The organism is Paraburkholderia podalyriae (assembly GCF_014397785.1).
Lineage (GTDB): Bacteria > Pseudomonadota > Gammaproteobacteria > Burkholderiales > Burkholderiaceae > Paraburkholderia > Paraburkholderia podalyriae.
The window spans coordinates 1-21,995 of the sequence record NZ_VZQQ01000070.1 but is presented as its reverse complement, the minus strand read 5'-3'; the positions used below and the strand labels follow the sequence as shown (position 1 = coordinate 21,995).

Genomic DNA, 21,995 nt, shown 5'->3' with positions numbered 1-21,995 from the left:
CCGGGTTCCTCAAGCGCCTGCCGCCTGTGATGCAAAAGCAAACGGAGCATGCGCTGCAATCTCACCGCTTCTCACAATCGTGCCGATGGCCGCAATGTCAGGGGCAAAATAACGGTCCGCGTCATAGTGAACAGCCTTGCGGCGGATATCGCGGATAACCCGTTTAAGGGTGGGGCTCGTCTCATGCGGTGCGCGCAGGTCGACACCTTGTGCTGCGGCAAGCAGTTCGATGGCCAGAATATCAGCCACGTTTCCGGCGATATCGCCCAGCCGGCGCGCTGCGAACGTGGCCATGGACACGTGGTCCTCTTGGTTCGCCGAGGTCGGCAGCGAATCTACCGAGGCAGGATGCGCCAACGTTTTGTTTTCCGAGGCGAGAGCCGCCGCAGTAACGTGGGCAATCATGAAGCCCGAGTTCACGCCGCCATCCTTCACGAGGAACGGCGGCAGGCCCGACAACGTCGAATCAATCAGCAGCGCCACACGTCGCTCTGCGAGAGCGCCAATTTCCGAGGCGGCAATGGCGAGGTTGTCCGCAGCGAATGCGACCGGTTCCGCGTGGAAGTTGCCGCCCGAAATGACCTCGCCGGTATCCGGGAAAATAAGCGGATTGTCCGAAACAGCATTGGCCTCGACATGCAGGATACTGGCTGCATGCCGGATCTGGTCCAGACATGCCCCCATGACCTGGGGCTGACAGCGCAGGCTGTACGGGTCCTGCACCTTTGAGCAATCGACGTGGGACGCGTTGATTGCCGAATCTTCAAGAAGCGTTCGGTAAGCGGCCGCGACGTCAATCTGGCCGGCATGACCGCGCAGCGCATGAATCCGCTCGTCAAAGGGTTTGACCGAGCCCAATGCGGCGTCCACTGAGAGCGCACCGGCCACCAGCGCAGTGCGAAAGGCGTCCTCAATCTTGAACAGGTTATCCAGCGCAAGAGCGGTGGACGCCTGCGTGCCGTTGAGCAGTGCAAGCCCCTCCTTCGCCTGCAGCGTCATCGCCTTCAGGCCGGCCAGTTTCAGCCCTTCCGTTGCGCTCATGCGCTCGCCCCTGGCGATCACCTCACCGACACCCAGCAGCACTGCCGACATGTGCGCAAGGGGAGCCAGGTCGCCCGATGCACCGACCGACCCCTTGACCGGAATCACCGGCAGGACATCGGCATTGAAAAGCGTGAGCAGCGCGTTCATTACCTCAATGCGGATCCCCGAGTGGCCGCGACCGAGGCTCGACAGCTTCAAGGCGATCAGAAGCCGGACAACCGGACGGGTCATCGGCTCGCCGACGCCGACAGAATGCGAGAGCACGAGGTTGCGCTGGAGTGACTCCAGCTGCTCTCGCGGAATGTGAGTGCTCGCGAGCCGCCCAAACCCCGTATTGATGCCGTAAGCGGGAGCCCCCTTCGCTGCTATCTCGGCAACCGTGCGGGCCCCCGCATCGATCGCCTCGTAGCTGTCGGGATCCAGCTCGATCGAAACATCCTCACGCGCTACACGGCGCAACTGGCCCAACGTCAATTTTCCCGGCGTCAACTTGATCATCGCAATTTCCTTTGCATGAATGGCCAAGTCACTATACATGAATGTATATTTTCATTCAATTAGCCTGCTGTGTTTTTTGGCACGGGCTACCGCGCGCGGCTCGTCCGTGCTGCCGCATGGCATTCCGGGAAAGACCTCGAACCAGTATGCCCTGCACGACGCCGCAGGGCAAAAACCGGTTGCCACCTTGAATGAATTGTTTTATTCTTTTATCTGCATCGCAAATGAAAGTTTTCATCCAACGGAGTATCCATGTCATCTGACCTGCTCGAATTTCATGCACCGGGCCCGGACATCAAGTTCCGCGTGCAGCTTCTGGCGCAAGACAATCCCGACGTCGTAGCACAAGTCCTCAACCAACTGCCCCTTAACAGCGTGCTCGGTCACGTCGTCATTTCGGGCGAGGCAATCTGGATGCCGACGAAGATCGTGCACCTCGGCAAAACGAATATGGTGAAGCGCTCGCCTGGAGCGGTCTACCTCTACGCGCCGGGCCAGACCATCTGCCTGACGTATGGCGCGATTACTGAAAGCGCACTGGTCAACAAGTTCGGCCAGGTGCTCGAGAGCGATCTGCCGCAACTGGCCAAGCTCGGTGAACATGTCTGGGAGCAGACGGTTGCAGAGCCGCGAAAGAATCTCGTTAACACTACGGTCCGGAGGGTCGCTTAAATGTCTGCAATCAGGAAATTCGAAGGACACTGGCGCGAGGCGAAGCAGGAGATCGACCGCCAGATCGACCGAGTGTGGCTTTCGGAGCCCGATGAAATCCAGAAAATCCGTTGGGGCATCATCGATAGCGGCGCTGGTAGCGGTCAGCAGTCGTTTAGCGTGCTGGTACACCTTGAGGCGTATCTCATGCTGGTTGGCGCCGACGTCATGTACCGCTTCCTGAAGGTTTCACAGTATCCGGACATGGAACTTTCAACGCTGGTGAAGATGACGCGTGAGTTCCTCACGGGTACGTTCAACGTCTTCGAATTCATGACTGACCTCGGGCTGACCAACATGCACGAGATTGGCCAGATCTACAGCGACGCGATGGACACGCTGGAGACGAAGGAGGAGTACGTTCAACTCACCGGTGCCATGATGACCTACGTCGTCCGCATGCATCGCTGGATTCACTTCATCTTCCCGTGGAACCTTGGGGTCGCTTTCCCGCACCGCAAGCCTGAAGAAGTCGCCGCGATTTCTGCGGTGCTCGCCAAGGTCTAACCGTTTGAGCGTAGCCGCTGCCTTTGACAGGTTTGTCGGGGGCACGCGCACGAACTCTCCGGCCGCAATGGCCGTCTGGCCGGAGAGTGCAAACACATATACCGTTACCCTCCCCCTTTCAATTCGCCGGCCAGTCAGGTTTCGGAGCACCAACCATCAAGGCTTTCGGGTAACATGCCAACTTTGTTACACTTCCCTGTTCGAATCACGGAGGCCAACTTGGCTGGCGTAGCCCGCGAAACGCGTTCCAAAAAATCTTCCGCGTCCAACTCGAAGGACACATCTGCTTCCGGGTCCTTGCGCGGCGAGCTGGAACGCCGGCTGGAAGGACAACGCCTGACACCCGCCCACCGCCGGATCACGCAAATACTGGTGGATCACGCAGCCGATATCGGTTTTCTCACCAGCATGGAGCTGGCTGGGCTCGCGAACGTCAGCCAGCCCTCGGTATCCCGTTTCGCCGTGGCGTTGGGATTCGACGGTTTCCAGGAAATGCGCCGCTCGCTTCGCTCGTTTTCGGATCCGGCGATTTCAGCCAGCGCAGGTGCAAACGCAAACAAGTTCCAGGCCGCGGCCGCTGCGGAAGCAAGGAACCTTGCCGAGGTGTCGGAGCAGCTCGCGGACATCGAACGGATCAAGGCGTTCGGATATGCACTTGCCGAATCGTCCCCGCTCGTCGTCTATGGAATTCGTGCCTCCGCCGGCCTTGCGACCCAGTTTGCCTATTTCGCATCGAAGGTTCACCCTGATGTCCGCCTTATCACCAATGGCGGATCTCTCGCTGAGGACCAACTGGAACAGGCCTCGACTGCAGGAGCAAAATGCATCCTGGCATTTGCAATGCCCCTATACCCGCGAGAGACGATTCAGGCCCTTCAGTTCGCCCGGCAGTTGGGCCTCAAGCTAGGCGTTGTCTCAGATCCGGCATTCTCTTCCCAAGGGATCGCTCCCGACTTCAGTCTGGCAGCACGCATCCACTCGACGCTCGTCTTCGACTCTTCGGTCGCCAGCAGTTTTCTCGTCACAGTCCTTCTCGATGCGATGTGTGACGCGATGCCAGAGCGCGCCGAAAAGCGCCTGGAAGCGGGCGATCGTTCTTCGCGCCGCCGCAAGGTGTTCATTCGCTAATGAGTTCGTTTTCGCCAGCGCTTACGCGTTATGCGGACCTCCAAGAACGAGCACATGACGGCGCGTCGTTTCAAGCAAGGCGTCATGATTTCCGTCCGCCAGGTGCGTGACCATATCAAAATGCTCTTGCGCGGCCCCGGCCAGCATGAATGACGTATTGTTCTCGCGCCTCACTGCCACTGGAATCCGGTCGCGCAAGTCAAAAATCATCTTGACCAGTTCGCTGTTGGGGCAGTGGCGCAGCAACCGGTGATGAAATGCTCTGTTGCATTCCTCCTGCTCGGCCGCTGTTCCCAAGGTGATCGCATCGGAAAAAGCCTGCGCCAGCTGGTTAAGAATGCGAATTTCGTTGGCGTCTGCTTTACCGATGACGGACTCCACCGCTGAGACCTCCAGAATCGCTCTAATCTGTCGGACGTTGTGCAGTCGCTCCTGTGTGAAGACCTGAACCCGATAGCCGCGGTTAGGAATAGATTCAACGACGTCACGTTCGACCAGGTGTTCCAGGGCCTGCCGTACGTCGAGGCGCGAATGGCCGTATACCTCCTCGAGCTCTATCTGCTTGAGCCATGCGCCTGCACCAAGACGCCCCGAGGTAATGTCCCGCTCGATCATGCTCGCCAGCTCGCGGGCCCGGAAGCGTGCCCCACGTTGTCCGTTGCTTGATAACTTGTTCATGCTTCTCTGTTTGCGCAAGAGCTAATATCGTGAAATGTTCGGGTCCGTTGAAAAGAATGCTCCCGATGTTTCTTGCAGGGAGCCATCCAATGTGGCGCCTGGAAACATCGGGAAAACCCAAAGATTATGGCGTCGGCGTTACATCCATATGGAAAGTCTGCTCCGAAAGCCTTTTAATTGTACCGTCGGCCTTCGCAGCGCGAATAGCCTGATCGAACATCGCTTTCAGTTGTGCGGCCCCCTTGCGGAGCCCCACCGCAGATCCGTGGCCAACAACACCGCCCTCGAAGCATGCCCCAGCCAGCACCATGTTTTCATTGCCTCGCTTCGCGGCCGTTCCCATCAGTGAATCCTGCGAACCAACCACCGCATCTACCCGGCCGGCCAGCAGGTCCAGATCACGTGCCTCAGGACTCTTGTACTGCTGCACCGAGACGCCCTTGAGGTAGGTTTTTGCAAACTCCACGGATGTACCCGCGGAGAGGGTGCCCAACACCTTCCCCGCAAGCGCAACGCTCACCTGTTCGAGGGCTTTCTTCGACGCTGACTCGTCGTTCATCGAAATTTTCCTGTTGTCCACCGGCAGCTTTTTCGCAATGTCACTGCCCTTCAACGTCCCGAACGTATAGCAGAGAGATGCGTAGGGTATCGAGAACGCAATTGCCTCCTCGCGCTTTGGCGTAACTGCGAGATCATCGATGATTGCGTCGTACTTCCCTGCGTTCAGCGCCGGAATAATGCTCTCCAGGGACTGCGCCGTAATCGTGCACTTAACGTGCATCCGGTCACAAAGATTGTGCGCCAGATCGATTTCAAAGCCCGCCAGAGTCCCATCAGCTTTTGTGTAGTTCCATGGCAGGAATCCGCCCTCGGTCACAATTCGTACCTCCTTCGGCGCGGTCTGGGTATCGGCCTGTGCAAGCGAAGGAGCGACGAAACTCGCCGATACTATTGAGAGGACGACGGTGAGCGAGTGGTATTTCATCCAGCTTTTCATTTCGTATCCTTTAAAATCATTCATTGCGCACAAGCAAAGCTAGCCGGCAAGGAAGCGCTGAAGACGGAGAGAGCCCCCTGATCCAAACATTTCGTCGGGTGTGCCTTCTTCGTTCACCGTCCCCTGATCCACAAACACCACCCGATTGGACACCTCGCGCGCAAAGCCCATCTCATGCGTGACGATGAGCATTGTGCGGCCTTCTTCAGCCAATTTCCGCATCACGCGAAGTACCTCGCCGACCAGTTCCGGATCCAGGGCCGACGTCGGTTCGTCGAACAGCATCAGTGAAGGGCGCATCGCCAGCGCGCGAGCTATGGCTACACGTTGCTGCTGTCCACCTGAAAGATGGGACGGATAGGAGTTATCCCTGTTCGTTATTCCAACCTTGTTGAGGAGTTCCCGGGCCTCTTGGATACATTCCTTCCGCGGTCGACGATGCACATGAATGGGCGCCTCGATGACATTCTCGAGCACGGTCATGTGGGACCACAGGTTGAAACCCTGAAACACCATGCCGACACTTGCACGGATACGATCGACCTGCCGATGGTCGTAATGTCTCGCACCGCCCAGCTCAGGATTCGACATCTCAATACACTCACCGCCCACGGCAATTTCCCCCGCGTCTGGCACCTCGAGCATGTTGATGCAACGTAGAAGTGTAGATTTGCCCGATCCCGACGAGCCAAGAATCGAAATGACCTCGCCTTCGCTCGCTTCGAGCGAGATGCCCCTGAGCACCTCGTGTTTTCCGTATCGCTTGCGAATGTCCGTCAGTTCAACCGCCTTCGGCAGAGGCGTGTTAGTCGTACTCATATCGTCTTTCCCTCAACAAACGAATCGGGTTGTATGACCGGAGGACGCAGGTGAGGGTTAAGGCGGCGCTCAGTCCACTGCACTCCCCGGGTCAGGAGATAGCTGATAATCAGATAGATAACGCCAGCTGAAACGTAGACTTCGACCGGGCGATACGTGTCGTTGGCAATTGAGGACGCGATACCGGTCACGTCCATCAGCGTCACCAGCGACGCCAGCGAAGTCGCTTTCACCATTGCGATGATTTCGTTTCCATACGCGGGAAGTGCCTGTCTGATTGCGATGGGTATGACGATGCGGCGCATCAGTAGAGGTCCTGACATTCCACACGCGTACGCTGCTTCCAGTTCTCCCCTGCGGACTGATCGCAATCCCCCGCGAATAATTTCGCTCGAGTAAGGAGAATCGTTGATAATCAAGGCGATGAGTGCACACCAGTGCGGCTGCCGCAGGATCGGCCATAAAAAGCTTTCCCGAATAGCATCGAATTGACTCAGGCCGTAGTAAATCATGAAGAGCAGCACCAGCAGCGGCACACTTCTGAACAGCAGTACATAGAGCCAGGCGAAGCCCCTGGCTGGCGCCCAAGGCGACATCCGCAGCAAGGCAATGCCGAACCCTAATAGTCCACCCAGCACCACGCTTAATGCAGCAAGCCCGACGGTGAGCGGAATACCCGGTAGCAGTTGGAGAAACGTCTGATAGATAAAGGACAAATCCATTACACCCTCGCTGTGAGGCCACGTGCCTGATTCCGCTCGACTCGCTGGATGGCGAGAGTCGATAGGGCGCACATTGCAAAATAGATAAGCGCCGCAGCCGCATAAAAATCAAATGGCAGCCTTGTAGACCCGGATCCGACCTGAGCCTGGCGCATGAGTTCTGCCAGACCGGTCACAGACAGCAATGACGATTCCTTCAGTGCACTGAGCCAGACGTTACCCATTGCAGGCAGCGCATGTCGCATTGTCAGCGGCGCGACGATCCTGCGGAAACGCAACCCACGTCTCATTCCGCAAGCGCGTGCAGCCTCGATCTCCCCTTTGCTAACGGCGTTGAAACCACCTCGTAAAACCTCCGTGCTCTGTGCCCCCGACGTAACGGCAATTGCAATGGTACCGGCGAGGAACCCGGGGAAATTAGCGAAGCCGGATGACCCGAACAGCGGCTGCAACCACGTCAGCACGGCGCTTCCACCAAAGTAGATGATGTAGATGATGAGCAGATCCGGTAGTCCGCGGATCACGGTCGTGTATGCGTCAGCAATGCTGGCGAGCGGCCTGCAGTTCGACACCTTCGCCCATGCGCCGAGCGTTCCGATAAGCATGCCGAACAACATTCCACATAGCGCTACCGCCAGAGTGACGGCCGCCCCGCCGAGCAAGGTCAAGCCCCAGCCGTTCGGCCCGAATCCAACGACCTGAAAGAAGTTCAACTGATTCACGATGACTATGTCCTAATAGACGTCCGAGCTTCGCCGACCTGGCGCCACCCGGGATAACGCGGGCGGCGCCAGAGGGTTACAGCAAGGCGGGGTCAAGCCCGTAGATGTCCACCGCTGCGGCCTTCGAGATTCGTTCTTCCTTGAGGTCACGAAGCACGAGTTCACGGGAGCGCCGCTTGGGGTCTCCGTAGCCGCCACCACCCGCCGCCACCATTCCAACTGCCTGGCCGGCCTGGAGGACACTGTTACGTCGCTCGAGTGGCGGCGCGTCTTTCGGCATTTCGACGCGGGCAGGCGTTCCGCCGTGCCCGCCAAAGATGCCGTATGGTGACAGGAGGCTATTGGTGCCGCCGGCAGAGATATTTGCCGTATGGTCAAGCACGCGAACCCTGCGCCTCATTGTCATCCCACCGCGGTATTCGCCGGGGCCGCCGGAGTCCTGCACAAGCTCGTAGCACTCCACACGGACCGGATGCTCCGTCTCCAGTGCTTCGATAGGCAAATTAGCCGTGTTGGTCGTATTCACCTGAACACCGTCGAGTCCATCCTTGGACGCCCGTGCGCCCATGCCACCACCCTGCATTTCGTTGTAGACGTAGAAGCGGCCGGTACGCGGATGCGTGCCACTCGTCGTTAGCAGAATCCCACCTGTTGAAGCAGCGACAACCCGTTCTGGCACGACGGGAGCCAGAGCGGCGAATATCATGTCGACCAGGCGGCCTGCAAAGTCCGTACGGCTGTAAACCGCTGCCGGTGGCGTGGAATTCAATGCACTGCCAAGCGGCGCGGAAATGTGAATCGGTCGGTGAAATCCGGAGTTCGCCGGGATATCAGGGTCCACCAACGCCTTTATGGCGAAGAATACGGTCGCCTGCAAAGCCGTGAAAACCATGTTGACCGGAGCCCGGTACTGCGGCGGTGCGTCGGGAAAATCCACATACAGCTCTTCGCCTTGCACGGTTACCCGAACCCTGAGATGAACGATGCCGTCAACCAGATTTGTATCGAAGTCGTGCTCAAATTCATACACGCCGTCTGCGATCTGAGCAATGCCGGCGCGCGTCCGTCGTTCGGTGTAGTTCAGGATCTCCACGGAAGCCTGCTCCACAACATCGCTTCCATAACGCTCGCACAAATCCTGGAAGCGCTGCACACCGAGGCGATTGGCTGCCATCTGCGCCCGAAAATCGCTCCTGCGCTCATGAGGCACCTGACAGTTGAGCAGGATGAGATCCATCACATCGTCCTGGAGCACCCCCTCCTTGTATAGCCGTACGGGCGGGATGCGAAGCCCTTCCTGAAAGATATGGGCGTGGCCGCGGTCGACGAAATCCGAGTGATGCGCCAGATTTGCGACCCAACCAACCAGCTCCTCCCTGAAAAACACCGGCTCCATCAGCACGATGTCATTTAGGTGCGTGCCGCCCCCCGTGTAAGCGTCATTGCCGATGAACACGTCCCCAGGCCGGATTGTCGACATGTCGTGGTGCTCGAGTACATACCCGGCGATACCAAGGAGCGACCCCAGGTGAATGGGGATATGCTCGGCCTGGGCAATCGTATGGCCAGCCCTGTCAAACAGTGCCGTGGAACAATCCTGCCGCTCCTTGATGTTGGTCGAATAGGCTGCACGAATGACTGCCTTGCCCATCTCCTCGGCAATAGTAGATAACGCGCTGCCGATCACCGCGACAGTGATCGGGTCGAGCTTCGAAGTTTGAACGTTGGCCGACGTGGCGACGGCCGACTCGCTGCTGTTCATGCGCGCTCCTCGATGATCAGGTTGAGGAAAGAATCGACGCGTGCGGTCTGGCCCGGTAGAACCAGGGTCGTCGAGTCCATCTGATTGATAATTGCCGGGCCGTCGACAGTGTGTCCAGGTCCGAGTTTTTCGCGGTCGTACAGCGGGCAATCAGTCACGCCACCCGCCTCGGGGATCCATACTTCGCGTGTACCGACGATTGCATCGGCTGCCTGCGTAACAGCGTCCGGCTGTTGCCGGAACTCGGCCTTCTTGACGCGGCCGACAGCACTGACCCGCAAGGTCGTGACCTGAACGGCTTCGTTGCTCGCAACATAACCATAGGCGAGCTGGTGAGCATCCTCGAACAATTTTCGAAGCTGTTCGATTGCCTGCCTGTCGAATTTGCCGCCGGGGCAAGGCACGGTCAGTTCGAATCCCTGACCGCCGTAACGCATATCCAGCGAGCGCGCGACGACCCTGCGCTCCTCCTCAATTTCCTCTTCCTCAAACCACTGCGAGATCTGTTGCTCCAGTTCGTCGAAGCCTTGCTGAAGACTTGCGCAACTCGCAACGTCGAGCGGCAGAAGGCGGCTCAACGACGTGGAAGTGCGCAGGTCGGTCAAGAGGAGACCAAGTGCACACATGATGCCGGGGAACTTCGGGATTACGATCTTTGGCATGTCAAGCGCGCGAGCGAGTCTTGACGCGTGAATCGGGCCTGCCCCGCCAAATCCAAACATCACGTAGTCCCGGGGGTCGTGACCTCGCTCAACTGAAACGACACGGATCGCTTTTGCCATGTTGGCAATGACCACGCTGATGATGCCTTGCGCGGTCTCCATCACGCCAAGTCCAAGACGCTCGCCCAGCTTCGCGATGGATTCCTTTGCCTTAGCCTGGTTGACTGGCAACCGGCCGTTCAGCAGCGCAACCGGATTCAGAACTTGAAGGACGACGTTTGCATCCGTAACCGTGGGTTCATCGTTGTTGCCACGCTCGAAGCAGATAGGCCCCGGATCGGCAGCCGCGCTCCGAGGTCCGACCTTCAGCAGTCCTCCAGCGTCAACGTAAGCAATGGAACCGCCGCCCGCGCCAACCGTATGAATGTCGAGCATCGGAAGCTTGAGCGGATGTCCATGCACGACAGCCTGATTCGACATGATCGGCGCACAGTGCTTGATAAGAGAGACATCCGTCGACGTCCCCCCCATATCAAACGTAATCAGGTTCGGGAATCCCGCGGATTCCGCGATGGCGAGCGTGCCCATCACCCCCGCAGCCGGCCCTGAAAGTACAGTACGTGCCGGGAAGCGCTGCGCCGACTCGGACGAAATGATGCCGCCGTTCGACTGCGTGAGGTGCACCGGCGAATTAACACCAATCTCGTCCAGACGCGGCTTGAGCCGCTGTAGATAGTTCTTGATGATCGGCCCGAGGTAGGCGTTCACGACCGTCGTGGAAAACCGCTCATACTCACGGAACTCGCGCGCTACCTCGTGCGAGACACTGACGTACGCGCCGGGAACCTCTTCCTCGACAATACGTCTCGCCCGCAGCTCGTGCTCGGGATTCACGTAGCTGAACAGGAAACATACTGCGATCGAGCGGATGCCTTCGCCTCCGAGCTTTCGTGCGGCCGCGCGAACGGCGTCTTCGTCGAGTTGCGTAAGAGCAGTGCCATCAAAAAGCATGCGTTCTGGGACCTCAAGGCGCCGGTCCCGCGAAACGATGGGCTTTGGCTTTTCGGTCTGCAGGTCATAAAGCGCATCGCGCTTTTGCCGACGCAGTTCCAGCACATCGCGAAATCCCAACGTCGTGATAAGGCCAGTCTCCGCCCCCCGGCCGACGATGAGCGCATTCGTTGCAACGGTCGTACCGTGACCAAAGTAGTGCACCTCGGTCTCGCGCCCTGACAGCCGGGATACTTCGTGCAGTCCCTGCTCGACCGCATTGGCGATGCCAAGCGAGGGGTCCTGCGGGGTGCTACTCACCTTCCAGACAAAGATGTCACCCTTGGCTTCATCAAACATGCAGATGTCAGTGAAAGTGCCACCTGAATCGACGCCCACCCGAAGGCGCAGGCGGTCCTCAATCGTGCTGAGCATGAATAGTGCGCTCCATAAAGATTACATGAAACTGACAGTCAACAAATGGCGTCCAAATTGGCGCCATTATTGGTTCAAAAAAATCCGCTATTCCCGCGATAACCTGCGCCCATTTTCCTGGAGCGCCACGGGCGCATGCGTTTCCGTCAAGCATCCGCGGCTTGGTGTTTTTCGCAATCAGGTCTTGCCCTTCCATCGCCTATTCCTCCTTGCTTCGCTGGTTCCGGTCCGTTTGTCGGGCGCCGCCAACAATCGACGTGGTTGTTGGAATTTCGTAACTGTTCTCGTCCTGAAGTCATGCCCGTTGTTGAACGCGCCTTTAGTGTCACGCGCCGCTGTGCTGCAGAAGTGCCGCTGGCGGAGAAGCAGAACGGGCGAGCAAACTCTCTTCATACGAATGTCGGTCCCCTCAGCGAACGTCGCAATCTGACAGTCAGCTTTTTCCGGTCCGGTCATAGAATAATAACTTTCTAAAAGCAAATATAAGAATATCTTTATTCATTCGCGATCGAAAGAGCGTTAACCCTGATCGCAGGGGCCGTCGCGTCGTTCACTGAACTGCCGTCCGTGCATTTTCAGAAGCAGTGCCCGCTGGCCCCTGTGCCTTCCGCCCCTCCCTTGCCAGCAGGTACCGCCTGCGCCGCAGCATCTCGTTGGAAGGGGAAGCGGCGGCACCGCTCCAGGCGGCGACCGTTCCCTTGCGGAATCGCCGAGACGGTGAGGCTTGATCGGATGATTGAACGCGACGCAAAGGCCAAGACTTGCGAATCGGATTGATCGTATTTGCACGAGTGAGGCGAAAAAAGTCACCACTTGTGCCGAGCGAGATAGGGCGCGGAGCATGAGTGTCGCTTCTTGGACGCGTTGCCACGCTCGTAGATCTCCCGTTCAGATCCCGCACCGCACCGCCGCATCATAGGCTGCCAGGGCGAAACGATTTGTCGTCACGCCGTTTGCGGAAAAATCTGCGCTGACCGCGTCTCCAACGGCGCGAAGAAGTTCGCCCTGTCAAGCCATGACCGAGAAGTGCTCCTAGTGCAGAAGGCCGAGCGGTGACCGCCGAGACGCTTGACAAGCGCTCGATTCTCCGCAGGTTATGACTATCACATTTGGCGATCAGTCGACGCCCGGATGCAGGTAGGCTGCCGACCAATTGCCCTACTTAGAAGGTGCCGAAGATCTTGACGTCGTCGTCGACTTCGAGCGACTCCGGCGTGCATCGAATTAATGTTCGCCCTCTACCTCTTCGTCCGAACTCTGTCAGGTGGATCAGTGGCCGCACTTGCCAATCATTGGATCGACGATCTGCGCGGGCAAGCCCACGGCTCTATGCAACTATTGATCTTTCCATAAATCATGACATCACCACAACGTTGCCTGAATCCAGCACGCGGCGATAATCGACGGCTGGCGCTGAGCGCTCTTGAGCTTGTTGCGGGAGATGGTTTGCAACTCGTTGAGGTTGTCGGAGTAGAAGTTTGCTATCGCGTGGCGCTTCAGCCATGCCCACAGGTATTCGACGGGATTGAGTTCCGGAGAGTACGGCGGCAGGAAGGCCATGTGAATGTGTCCATCGAGGAAATCCAGATATTCGCGGACCATTGCAGCGCGATGTGGCCTGGCACCATCCCAGATGATCAGCAGCGGTTGCTTCAGATGCGCTTTGAGCGCCTTGAGAAATTCGACCACCTGTTCTTTCCTGACGCTGCCTTCGTACAGCCGAAACAGATAGTTCGTGTGACTGAGGCCGGCGTTCGCCGAGACATGGTTCCAGTTGAAATGAAACTGGATGACTGGCGTTTGCCCCTTTAGCGCCCAGGTACGAACCCGCGTGGGGCGTTCGCTGATGCCGGTCTCGTCGATAAAGACAATCAATCGCCCTTCGCGCTGGGCTTTTTTTAAGCGCAGGCCAAGTGTGCCGCTTCCAGTGGCGTACAGCTTGCTCGTCGCGCTCGATCGCACGCCACTGGGGTTTTTGCGCGCTGAAACCCAGCGTCCCAAGCAGGAGCGAAACCTGCGTTCGGCTAAACTCGACGCCATACATGCGCTTGATGAGCATACCGACGCGCTTGAGCGTCCATAGTTCGGTACCAAAGCCATGCCCGGTCGGGCTCTGCAGTAGCACGCGTCGCAGTTGCGCCAATTGCTCCCCATCGACCCTGGCGGGGCGGCCCCGACCTGGCACCGCCCGTAGCGCATCAATTCCGCCTTCATTAAGCAGACCCTTCCACGTGTACACCGTTTGTCGGGCTACCTCGACGGCCAACGCCACCTCCGCTGGCCGCTTGCCCGCCAGCAGCATCCGACCCGCTCGCAAGCGTTTCTTCGTTGCATCGTCTAACGGCTTCTTCGCCACGGCACGCATCTCCAATCATTCCACCTGAGATATAACGCACCAGAATCGAATCGGTTGTCATGTTTTTTGTAAATCTCACTAGTTCGTCGACATGTACGCGGCCAAGTACTCGAAGGCTGTCGAGAAGCTCACGAAGGATCGAGGCGGACTGCTCGCGTTCTACGATGTCCCTGCCGAGCACTGGCAACGTATGCGAACCACGAATCCGATCGAATCGACGCTTGCAACAGTACGCCATCGCCCAAACCGCACGCGCAACTGTCGCACTCGACCTTGCTCGGGATGGCGTTCAAGCTGAGTGAAGCGGGCGAGCGGATCTGTAGGAAGACCCACGGAGCCGAAAAAATCGATCAGCTTCTGAAGGGCGTCCCCTTTAAGGACGGAACTCCGGTGATTGAAAGCACACCGGCTCCTCAAGCGGTGGCTGCCTGATCATGTCGCGCCCCGTGTACGCCAATGTTGATTAGGATTCCTGAAATGGTCCATAAATCAACGACAGCCCCCGGATGAAACGCCCCAGGGTTACCCACGAGTTGGATCATTCGTTGTGCCCGGAGATGCGATATATCTCGGTGACTTCGTGAATGCAAGGAAATCACGCCACATAACTGTGGTGCGGGGCGGGAGATCGGCCCAACGGTTTAGGTAACCGTCGAGATAGGCGATGCAGAGCACGATCTGCTCCAATGACGGCACGTTGTCTGGTGGTCTGGTCGTGCGATGCACGCGGCAATACAAAGCCTGCGATTCGTTGGGTTGCGTCACTACCTCGCAAGGGCCGTGGCCATCATGTTCGCGTCTACTGCCTCCGTGAAAAAATGCCGGCGACGAGCGGCGTGATCACGGCGACCGGAAGAGTCGACGCAAAGCATCGCGTCGGCGAGTCGCAATGCTCCGTCAACTCGCGCGCGCTTCCCTCGGGACCGGCTGAACCAGGCTCCGCCGCGCCGCTTCCATGACCAGTGCGCTGATCGTCGCGAGCGGCTCGGGCTCCTGCTCCCAGTGATGCCAGTAAAGATCGATCATCAGGTCGTGCCCGGGGGCGAGCGCCACGAGTCTGCCGCCACTGATCAGCGGCCCGGCCTGCATGGCGGGGACCAGCCCGTAACCGAGGTCGTCCAGGATCGCATTGAGCAGCGCCGCCGGCGAAGGAAAATAGTGCCTGGGGTACCTGCCGACCGTCACACCGAAATGCAACCCGAAAAACTCATCGTGCAGGGCGTCCTTCCGGTCAAACAGGATTGCTGTGGCCTCGAGCACGCCCGGCAAGGTCAGACCACCGGCGAAATGTTCGCGCGCGAACCCGGGGGTGGCCACACACTGATAGCGCATCTGTCCGACCGGTTCCGCCACGAAACGATCAACGACCGGTTTCGGTTGCGTGGACAGAAAGCCTTTGACGTCGCCGCGCGCCAGTGCCTCAAGCGTGTGGTCCTGATCGTCCACGACGATCTCGAGCACCACATGGTGTTGCGCCAGCTCGTGACCGGCTCAAACCAGGTGGCAAGCGAATCGGCGTTGACGGCAAGGGCCAGCGCTGTCGTGGCCGCCCTCCCCGGCATGACACGCCGAAGCAGGTCATCCTCCTGAAGCCGGACAGTCATGAAATGACGAAACACGTCTTCGCCCGCTTTCGTTAGCATCACCGTCGGTTCGCGGACCAGGAGTAGCGCCCCGATCGACTGTTCGAGCCGCTTCACGCGGCGCGTCGCTGCAGCAGAAGATATGTTCAGCGCAACCGCCGCCTGCGTGAAACTGCGATATTCGACCACCGCGGCAAACGTCTCCAGTTCGATCATGTTCAACGTCGTGCTCACTTTCACCCTCACTCCTCGCTCTTCGATAGCGCATCTGACGCGGGAACATCAATGCCAAGAAGCCGTTGTGCAACGAGGTGTTAATGTGCCCTTTTGTCCAGTCGCCGGTCGCCAAGACCAGCGCCTTTGACAAGAAACACTCGTGCCGGAAACTTTGTCTCCGATCTCATCGGTAGGGAAGACATGGCAGTCCGCTACGTGCTACCGGCTTCATCATTCTCGGATGAGGGGCTCAAAGCCTGATCCATCAGCCCGCTTGGCCCCGCTCCCCCAACAGAATTGCGTGCGGGATGACGTTTGGATTGCGTGCGGAGCGCCCACGATCACAACGCTCTCTCCGTTGAAACAGGTGAGCCACCAGGCTCCACTGTTCATCGGTAACAGGACACTGAAGCAAAGCGAATCCCCCGGATAACAAACCGCGTGCACGCCATCCTCCGGCCGTGCCTGACATCCGATCCTCCCCGGAACCCATCTTCACAACAACGCGGTAAACGGGTACGCGCATATCGATACTTCAGCCGCCGATTCTGACAATAGTCGGCTCTGCGGTAACACCCTCGCGGAACAGCAGCGGTGAAGGCCCGTTTCATCAACGTTTCTCAGCAATGTTTGACGCAGAAGGACTTGAATAGAGATAGCCCTGAAGGCACGTCGCCCCGCACTCCCGCGCCTGTTGCGCGTCGTCCTCAGTCTCGATGCCTTCGACGATGACGCTCGCCGCGTAAGTCTTCGCGAACTGGACAAGCGGACGCAGACCCAGGGGACTTTCGGTGCGGCCTTCCTGTCGGAGGCAACGCAGATCGATCTTGACGATATCGACGCCAAGCCCGATCAGGGCAATCAGATTGTTGTGGCCTTTCCCCAGGTCATCCAGTGCGATCTGGCAGCCGAGAGCCTGGAACGTCTTGACGAAGTTCCGTGCCTCTGTCGTCGAAGTGAATGCGGACGTTTCCGTAATCTCGATCGTCAGCCTCGAAGCAAGGCATCTGTCTGCATGCAACTGTGAGACGATGGAGGCCCACCATGCATCGAGTATGGCGCTATGCGCGGACACATTACATCCGAGTCGCAGCGCAGGATTGCGGCGCAATGCGGCGATCGTCGCGTCGACGACCCATTCGTCAAGCCGCCTCACCATTCCCAGGCGCTCAATGGCCCCCACGAGACTACCGATACGGATGCGCTGGCCGTTTCTCATCTCGCAAAGCAGTAGCTCGTAATACGTCACATCCTGCGAATCGCCCGCCGCGCAGACGGGTTCCCGATCGAAATCGAGCCTGTTCTCCTCCAGTGCCGCGAAGACACTAGCGGCTACCACCATATCGGCCCTGTAACGCTCACACCAGTGATGGCCCACAGTCGCCAGGTTTGCCGCATCGATGAAATCCTGAAATGGTTGATACCCGGAGCGCATCGCTGACGCGCGTACCACAGCCATGATGGCCGCGTCTCCCAGTGGTACGGCGTGCGCGCCAAGTACCTTGACTACCCGATGCTCGATGATGGCCCCGCAAAACTGCTTCGATGCGTCGCCCTTGTAGGACAGGTAGGACAGGCCGAAGATAAAAACGATATGCGCACCGGTTGTTGCAACGGTAGCCCTCCCTGATCGTGAGAGCTCCCGGGCCCGCTCATAGACGGCATGCCGCACGCCAAGTGCAGTCGTCTCGCCATACACCTGCTCGATCTCGTGCAGATTTGCGATCGTCGCGACGACGCAGACCTCCCCGACCGATCCGGCAGGCTCCGCCTGCGCGTCGGTCCGAGCGGGCCTCGACCCCTGGTAAGAACGTGGACGATCTTCCGTCTGTCGCTGATCATCGAAACTCTCCTTCCACGCTTCGCACTTACTATCATCGCCCTCCCGCCCGGCAGGCCGAATCGACGCGGATCTGAGCAGCTCGTGAGCAGGATTTTTGGATGCCATAATCACCTCGGTATGCTAAACGTCCACACGTACTTTTTACTGCACGCCGCGCCTGGCGCGGAACAGGCATTCACCGGTTCCCGGCCGGCACGAGTTCGATGATCGCAGCGAACTCGCCACGCAACCACGAATCAGAACGTGGCAAAACTGAGCACCATCAACGACGTTCACCCACAGCACGCGATGAAAGTGCCTGGCGCAGTGTCGGTGGCGCCCACCGTGCTCCGGATGTTCCGCCTAACGCTTGTTTTCACCCTCAGTCTCGGACATGCGAAATCTCAGCGATGCGCATGGTAGGCCTCTCTGGATCGGGTGGAAAAACGCACCAAGTGCCATCACGATGACGAAAAAAGAACATTGCAATAGTGTTGGCCGCGCACACTGACTCGACGCAAACATAGCGACCGTTCTTCGATCGCCCGAACCGACTAACCCTAACTCGGCCCTCAGGGTTCGGGGCCATCCAATCCTCAACCATTGATCTAAGCGACGTCGCCGCAGTGGCCATTATTTCCCCTCCTGATGTGAACACCGCACTGCTCGGGACGATATGAACTGCCAATCACTAGGCGTGTCTTCCCTGGTCGGTGTGTCCAGATTTTTGAGCGCTCAATCGCCATAGACAGCTCGCGTAAGCGGTACGCAAGCGCGTCGCACGCGAGGATCTCCAGCGGCGGCGCAACCCGCGCTGCGCGCGCTTCGTTGTATGCGTACGGGCGCGTCTCTTCCATGAGGTGATCTGCGACAGTTCGAGCTGCACGGCCTGCACTCCGGTGTCGAGCAGCGCGCGATAAGCAGTCGCTGCGTCTATCTGGCCCGGGTGGCCGCGCAGTTCGTAGACGCGTGCCTCGAAGGGCTTCACCGAGCCGGCTGCCGCATCGATCGACAGCGCGCCCGCGACGACCGTGGTACGGCACGGTTCTTCGATCGCGAACATGTTGTCGAGCGCCAGCGCCGCCGAGGCCTGCGTGCCGTTCAGCAGAGCGACGCCCGCGACACGCAGACCGTCGGTCGCCCGATGCGCCGACCGAGCCCTTCACTGGGATCAGCGGCAGCACGTTGGGGTTGAACAGCTTGATCAGCGCGTCCATCACCTCACGGCAGATGCCCGAGTGGCCGCGGCTCGACAGCTTCAGCGCCATCAAAAGGCTCTCCGACAAGCGCGGCATCGGCTCGCCGACGCCGCACGCGTGGGACAGCACCAAGTCCTTCTGCAGCAGTTCGAGCTGGTCGGGCGGGATGCGCGTGCTGGCTCGGCGGCCGAAACCGGTGTGGATGCCGTACGCCGGCTCGCGCTTCGCGGCGATGTCGGCGACGGCCCTCGCGCCTACATCAATCGCAACCGAACTACCAGAGTCGAGTTGCAGTGAGACTTTGTCGCGCGCGATGTCACGCAGTTGAGCAAAGGTCACCTTTCCCGGAGTCAGTTGCATCATGCTCACCAAGAATTAAATGCTTCACACTATACATGGATGAAACTATTCATTCAAGCCCTTCAAAGAGCAGCGACTGAGCCCGGTGCTGCAGACAGGCGGCGAGGCTTGTCGCCGCCTGCAAGCTCATACATCCAACGTAACAGGCACTGGTAGCAAGCGTAAGCGACCAGCAAAGCCGTCTTGACGGATTGGGCAAGGGCGTGTTCACACCATCTACTAACCAGTGCATAAGTAAGCGAACATAAATCGACGCCGTGATCTAAGCTTTAAGGGATTTAGGGAGAGGCGAGATGCGAGAGGACGACGGCCGGCAGCTTTCACATGCAACGCTTGAAGAGATCCGTATTCGGGCGGTCAAGCGCATCGAAGCTGGCGAGTCGCCGGAGGACGTGATCCGCACGCTCGGATTCTCGAGGGCGCGTATTTACGAGTGGTTGGCGGCCTGGCGTGACGGGGGATCGAGGCTTACGAGCCAAGGCAATCCCTGGTCGGCCGATGAAGCTCTCGTCCGAGGCTATCCGCTTCGTCTATCAGACGATCACAACGAAGAACCCCATGCAGATGAAGTTCGAGTTTGCATTGTGGACGCGAGACATGGTGCGGGAGTTGATTCGCGAACATTTCAACGTCAGGCTCTCCGAGGTGTCGGTCGGTCGACTGCTGCGCAAGCTCGGGCTTTCACCCCAGCGGCCGCTTGCGCGTGCTTACCAACGCGACCCCCAACTGGTCGGGTCATGGATGCGGGACGAATATCCGGCCATTGCCGGGCAGGCCAAACGCTGCGGGGCACAGATCTTCTTCGTCGACGAATCGACGGTGCGATCGGACTATCACAGCGGCACGACCTGGGCACCGGTCGGTCAAACACCGGTAGTCGAAGTCACTGGCGCGCGCTTCGAGGTGTGCGATTCACAGACATTGTTTCACTTTCTTGAAGATCGCTTTCCAGTCCTGCTTGAGTTCGTGCCTCCGGTAGGAGACACGAACTCAAGCAGCCGCCGACGATGTTCGGCAAGGGTCCTGTCGATTCGCCATTCGCGGTGCCGGATTCGCTCTTTCGACTCGTCGTAGACGCTTTCAACCTGCTCCACGAGAGGTGTATTTTCGCCCACTTCTGCGATGCGATCGACCGGAGTATTACCGCCGAGTGAGCCGTGCGGACTGCGCCAGTTGTAGTCGAACTGCCACTCCTCAATTCGCTGTTCAATCTCTTTCTCGGTTGGGCCATGGTGGGACCAGAACTCGTTCAGGTCAGTAAGCTGGGAACGCTCGACCTTGCCATTGAGATGTGGAGAGCGCGGCGGGATTGGCCGGAATTTGATGCACTCGCTCATCAAGCGACGCTGCACTGATTCGGCGAAGAACTCGCCGCCCTGTCAGTCTGGATATGCTGGATCGGAAACGGCATCTCCTCAATGAGCCGATCAAGAAAAAGCAACGTATTTCGGGCGTTTCTGCTCGGGTAGACACCCAGTACGCGGAAGCGCGAGCAGTCATCGATGGCCGTATATTGATAGACGCTTCGGGCGATTTTCATCGTGTCCATTTGGACCCGATCCCCCGGAACCGGGCGGCTATAGCGTCTGGGATGTGCCGGTCGCCTGAAACGCACTAACGGCTTCACAGATGACTTGCTAAGCACCTTCTGAATTGTTGCGAGGGATAGTTCTCGTTGTTCGTGGAGCCGCAGCTCGTTCTGGATCCGGCGTGCCCCCTTGTGTTCGGAACGCAGCCGGAGAATCGTTGCCCGATCAGCCTCGAAAACCTTCCGGTTTGGACTGTTAAGAGGGCGACGACTTTGAGAGCGAAGACCTTCTTCTCCAGTATCCCGATAGCGCCGTAGCCACTTGCGAAGTGTCGGTCTCGAGATGCCGCACCGAGCGCATACGAGACCGGCATTGCCGGTCTCGTGATACATCAGCACCCAACGTAATCGAGTCGCAATCTCTCGGTCCATCGCCTCATTTTAGTTGAAACGATGTGTGTGAATCACACACTTTGAGGTGAACCTGATCTCAGCGATCAGCCCGCGTGGTCAACTTCGTTTCATGTATTTCGAAGGCAGCTTCACGATCCCCGTGTACGTCGACTTCGTCAAACGGCTGATGCTCACCGCCAATGCGTCTGTCTTCCTGATTGCCGATCGCCATCCGGTACATCGTTGCAAAGCGATCCGGCAGCTTGCCGCAGAATCGAATGGGCGCCTTTGTCTGTTCTTCCTTCCTGCTTACTCGCCCGATCTGAACCCGGACGAGTTGGTACGGGTTATCTCAAACATCACAGGATCGGCAAGCTTGCCATCAACGGTCCGGGGCATCTCAAGCAGCGTGTCCGAGCAGTTCTGCGCTCGTTGCAGAAGATTCCGGCCTTGGTCCGATCCATGTTTCAACATCCGTCAATCCGCTACGCGGCTTGACCCATGTCCGGTTACTTTGTTTCGGCTTAATAACATCGGGGAAACGACCCCACCTTGAGGCGTTCCCTGCTCACTTTCCAGCCGCTTACCGTGCTCTCGGATTGAGCCCGCATATCTACTCGGAGGAGGAGATCGACGCGTTGTTGGATACTGCGCGACGACTTCCGCCCGCCGGTAGCCTGCGTCCAGTTACCTGTGAAACCGTCTTCGGTCTGCTTGCGGCCACGGGTGTGCGTATCTAGTGTCTTGAGTTAAAAATTCATTGAATGATGCCGATCACGTACTAAAGTGTCCTGTGTGGCACTTGATACGAGGAGGCGACGATGAGCGGACGGCCCAAAGGGGAACTCGTGCTGAGCGAATCG

The 21,995-nt window shown here is 58.5% G+C and carries 15 protein-coding genes and 6 pseudogenes; 7 read left to right on the top strand and 14 right to left on the bottom strand.

The features are described 5' to 3' along the window. Positions 1 to 9 precede the first annotated feature (9 nt). A complete protein-coding gene (hutH, locus tag F6X42_RS36425; RefSeq protein WP_187638764.1) occupies positions 10 to 1,542 on the bottom strand; it encodes a histidine ammonia-lyase in 1,533 nt (510 codons plus the stop codon). A 252-nt stretch (positions 1,543 to 1,794) separates the two neighbouring features. On the opposite strand from hutH, the gene F6X42_RS36420 reads away from it, so the two are divergent. The 3 genes from F6X42_RS36420 (at position 1,795) to F6X42_RS36410 (ending at position 3,888) form a co-directional block, all read left to right on the top strand. Continuing rightward, positions 1,795 to 2,214: a DUF3830 family protein gene (locus F6X42_RS36420; protein WP_018423106.1), complete on the top strand. Its 420-nt coding sequence runs from the start codon at positions 1,795 to 1,797 to the stop codon at positions 2,212 to 2,214. After that, on the top strand, positions 2,215 to 2,760 hold the full coding sequence (locus F6X42_RS36415; RefSeq protein ID WP_018423107.1) for a cucumopine synthase-related protein: 546 nt from the start codon (positions 2,215 to 2,217) through the stop codon (positions 2,758 to 2,760). Positions 2,761 to 2,979: 219 nt separating this feature from the next. After that, positions 2,980 to 3,888, top strand: coding sequence for a MurR/RpiR family transcriptional regulator (locus F6X42_RS36410; RefSeq protein WP_222945858.1), 909 nt, complete (start codon positions 2,980 to 2,982; stop codon positions 3,886 to 3,888). Positions 3,889 to 3,909: 21 nt separating this feature from the next. Here F6X42_RS36410 and F6X42_RS36405 read toward each other — a convergent pair whose 3' ends face one another. From F6X42_RS36405 to F6X42_RS36365, 9 genes are all read right to left on the bottom strand, one after another. Further along, a complete protein-coding gene (locus F6X42_RS36405; RefSeq protein ID WP_187638762.1) occupies positions 3,910 to 4,566 on the bottom strand; it encodes a GntR family transcriptional regulator in 657 nt (218 codons plus the stop codon). Positions 4,567 to 4,690: 124 nt separating this feature from the next. After that, positions 4,691 to 5,563, bottom strand: a complete 873-nt coding sequence (locus tag F6X42_RS36400) for a transporter substrate-binding domain-containing protein (RefSeq protein ID WP_187638761.1) — start codon at positions 5,561 to 5,563, stop codon at positions 4,691 to 4,693. A gap of 39 nt (positions 5,564 to 5,602) precedes the next feature. Continuing rightward, positions 5,603 to 6,382, bottom strand: coding sequence for an ABC transporter ATP-binding protein (locus F6X42_RS36395; protein ID WP_018423111.1), 780 nt, complete (start codon positions 6,380 to 6,382; stop codon positions 5,603 to 5,605). Continuing rightward, complete coding sequence (locus F6X42_RS36390) at positions 6,379 to 7,104, bottom strand: ABC transporter permease (protein ID WP_018423112.1); 726 nt, start codon at positions 7,102 to 7,104, stop codon at positions 6,379 to 6,381. The genes F6X42_RS36395 and F6X42_RS36390 overlap by 4 nt, the downstream gene beginning before the upstream one ends. Beyond that, entirely contained in the window at positions 7,104 to 7,826 is a 723-nt protein-coding gene (locus F6X42_RS36385; protein ID WP_018423113.1) for an ABC transporter permease, read from the bottom strand. The genes F6X42_RS36390 and F6X42_RS36385 overlap by 1 nt, the downstream gene beginning before the upstream one ends. A 76-nt stretch (positions 7,827 to 7,902) precedes the next feature. Then, the gene (locus tag F6X42_RS36380) at positions 7,903 to 9,588 is read right to left on the bottom strand and encodes a hydantoinase B/oxoprolinase family protein (protein WP_018423114.1); all 1,686 of its coding nucleotides are present in this window, start codon (positions 9,586 to 9,588) and stop codon (positions 7,903 to 7,905) included. After that, complete coding sequence (locus F6X42_RS36375) at positions 9,585 to 11,675, bottom strand: hydantoinase/oxoprolinase family protein (RefSeq protein WP_187638760.1); 2,091 nt, start codon at positions 11,673 to 11,675, stop codon at positions 9,585 to 9,587. The genes F6X42_RS36380 and F6X42_RS36375 overlap by 4 nt, the downstream gene beginning before the upstream one ends. Next, positions 11,659 to 11,871 (bottom strand): hypothetical protein, encoded by a 213-nt coding sequence (locus F6X42_RS36370; protein WP_162634064.1) that lies wholly within the window; start codon positions 11,869 to 11,871, stop codon positions 11,659 to 11,661. The genes F6X42_RS36375 and F6X42_RS36370 overlap by 17 nt, the downstream gene beginning before the upstream one ends. A 1,166-nt stretch (positions 11,872 to 13,037) precedes the next feature. Next, a protein-coding gene (locus tag F6X42_RS36365) for an IS630 family transposase (protein ID WP_187638765.1) occupies positions 13,038 to 14,031 on the bottom strand; the annotation gives its coding sequence in 2 pieces (ribosomal slippage) (positions 13,038 to 13,575 and positions 13,574 to 14,031; 996 coding nt in all). A gap of 82 nt (positions 14,032 to 14,113) precedes the next feature. Between F6X42_RS36365 and F6X42_RS36360 the strand changes: the two are divergent. Continuing rightward, positions 14,114 to 14,463: pseudogene (locus F6X42_RS36360) on the top strand (transposase); the annotation flags it as partial. Positions 14,464 to 14,928: 465 nt separating this feature from the next. Here the strand turns inward: F6X42_RS36360 and F6X42_RS36355 are convergent. The 3 genes and pseudogenes from F6X42_RS36355 to F6X42_RS36345 all read right to left on the bottom strand — a co-directional run. Continuing rightward, positions 14,929 to 15,830, bottom strand: a pseudogene (locus F6X42_RS36355) (HTH-type transcriptional regulator ArgP). Positions 15,831 to 16,440: 610 nt separating this feature from the next. After that, on the bottom strand, positions 16,441 to 17,778 hold the full coding sequence (locus tag F6X42_RS36350) for an EAL domain-containing protein (RefSeq protein ID WP_187638759.1): 1,338 nt from the start codon (positions 17,776 to 17,778) through the stop codon (positions 16,441 to 16,443). Positions 17,779 to 18,553: 775 nt separating this feature from the next. After that, positions 18,554 to 19,214 (bottom strand): annotated as a pseudogene (locus tag F6X42_RS36345) (aromatic amino acid lyase); the annotation flags it as partial. 290 nt (positions 19,215 to 19,504) lie between these two features. Here F6X42_RS36345 and F6X42_RS46125 point away from each other — a divergent pair. Continuing rightward, positions 19,505 to 19,660 (top strand): annotated as a pseudogene (locus tag F6X42_RS46125) (helix-turn-helix domain-containing protein); the annotation flags it as partial. Between the two features lie 49 nt (positions 19,661 to 19,709). Further along, positions 19,710 to 19,949: pseudogene (locus tag F6X42_RS45415) on the top strand (helix-turn-helix domain-containing protein); the annotation flags it as partial. A 188-nt stretch (positions 19,950 to 20,137) separates the two neighbouring features. Here F6X42_RS45415 and F6X42_RS36335 read toward each other — a convergent pair. After that, a pseudogene (locus F6X42_RS36335) lies at positions 20,138 to 21,171 on the bottom strand (IS481 family transposase). Between the two features lie 46 nt (positions 21,172 to 21,217). Between F6X42_RS36335 and F6X42_RS36330 the strand changes: the two are divergent. Further along, the gene (locus F6X42_RS36330) at positions 21,218 to 21,688 is read left to right on the top strand and encodes a transposase (RefSeq protein ID WP_187638757.1); all 471 of its coding nucleotides are present in this window, start codon (positions 21,218 to 21,220) and stop codon (positions 21,686 to 21,688) included. Positions 21,689 to 21,995: the final 307 nt, after the last annotated feature.

Excerpts from the sequence above, each read along its gene's own strand:
- hutH (WP_187638764.1), bottom strand. The coding sequence starts at position 1,542 with ATGATCAAGTTGACGCCGGGAAAATTGACGTTGGGCCAGTTGCGCCGT.
- F6X42_RS36420 (WP_018423106.1), top strand. The coding sequence starts at position 1,795 with ATGTCATCTGACCTGCTCGAATTTCATGCACCGGGCCCGGACATCAAG.
- F6X42_RS36415 (WP_018423107.1), top strand. The coding sequence starts at position 2,215 with ATGTCTGCAATCAGGAAATTCGAAGGACACTGGCGCGAGGCGAAGCAG.
- F6X42_RS36405 (WP_187638762.1), bottom strand. The coding sequence starts at position 4,566 with ATGAACAAGTTATCAAGCAACGGACAACGTGGGGCACGCTTCCGGGCC.
- F6X42_RS36400 (WP_187638761.1), bottom strand. The coding sequence starts at position 5,563 with ATGAAAAGCTGGATGAAATACCACTCGCTCACCGTCGTCCTCTCAATA.
- F6X42_RS36395 (WP_018423111.1), bottom strand. The coding sequence starts at position 6,382 with ATGAGTACGACTAACACGCCTCTGCCGAAGGCGGTTGAACTGACGGAC.
- F6X42_RS36390 (WP_018423112.1), bottom strand. The coding sequence starts at position 7,104 with ATGGATTTGTCCTTTATCTATCAGACGTTTCTCCAACTGCTACCGGGT.
- F6X42_RS36380 (WP_018423114.1), bottom strand. The coding sequence starts at position 9,588 with ATGAACAGCAGCGAGTCGGCCGTCGCCACGTCGGCCAACGTTCAAACT.
- F6X42_RS36375 (WP_187638760.1), bottom strand. The coding sequence starts at position 11,675 with ATGCTCAGCACGATTGAGGACCGCCTGCGCCTTCGGGTGGGCGTCGAT.
- F6X42_RS36370 (WP_162634064.1), bottom strand. The coding sequence starts at position 11,871 with ATGGAAGGGCAAGACCTGATTGCGAAAAACACCAAGCCGCGGATGCTT.
- F6X42_RS36350 (WP_187638759.1), bottom strand. The coding sequence starts at position 17,778 with ATGGCATCCAAAAATCCTGCTCACGAGCTGCTCAGATCCGCGTCGATT.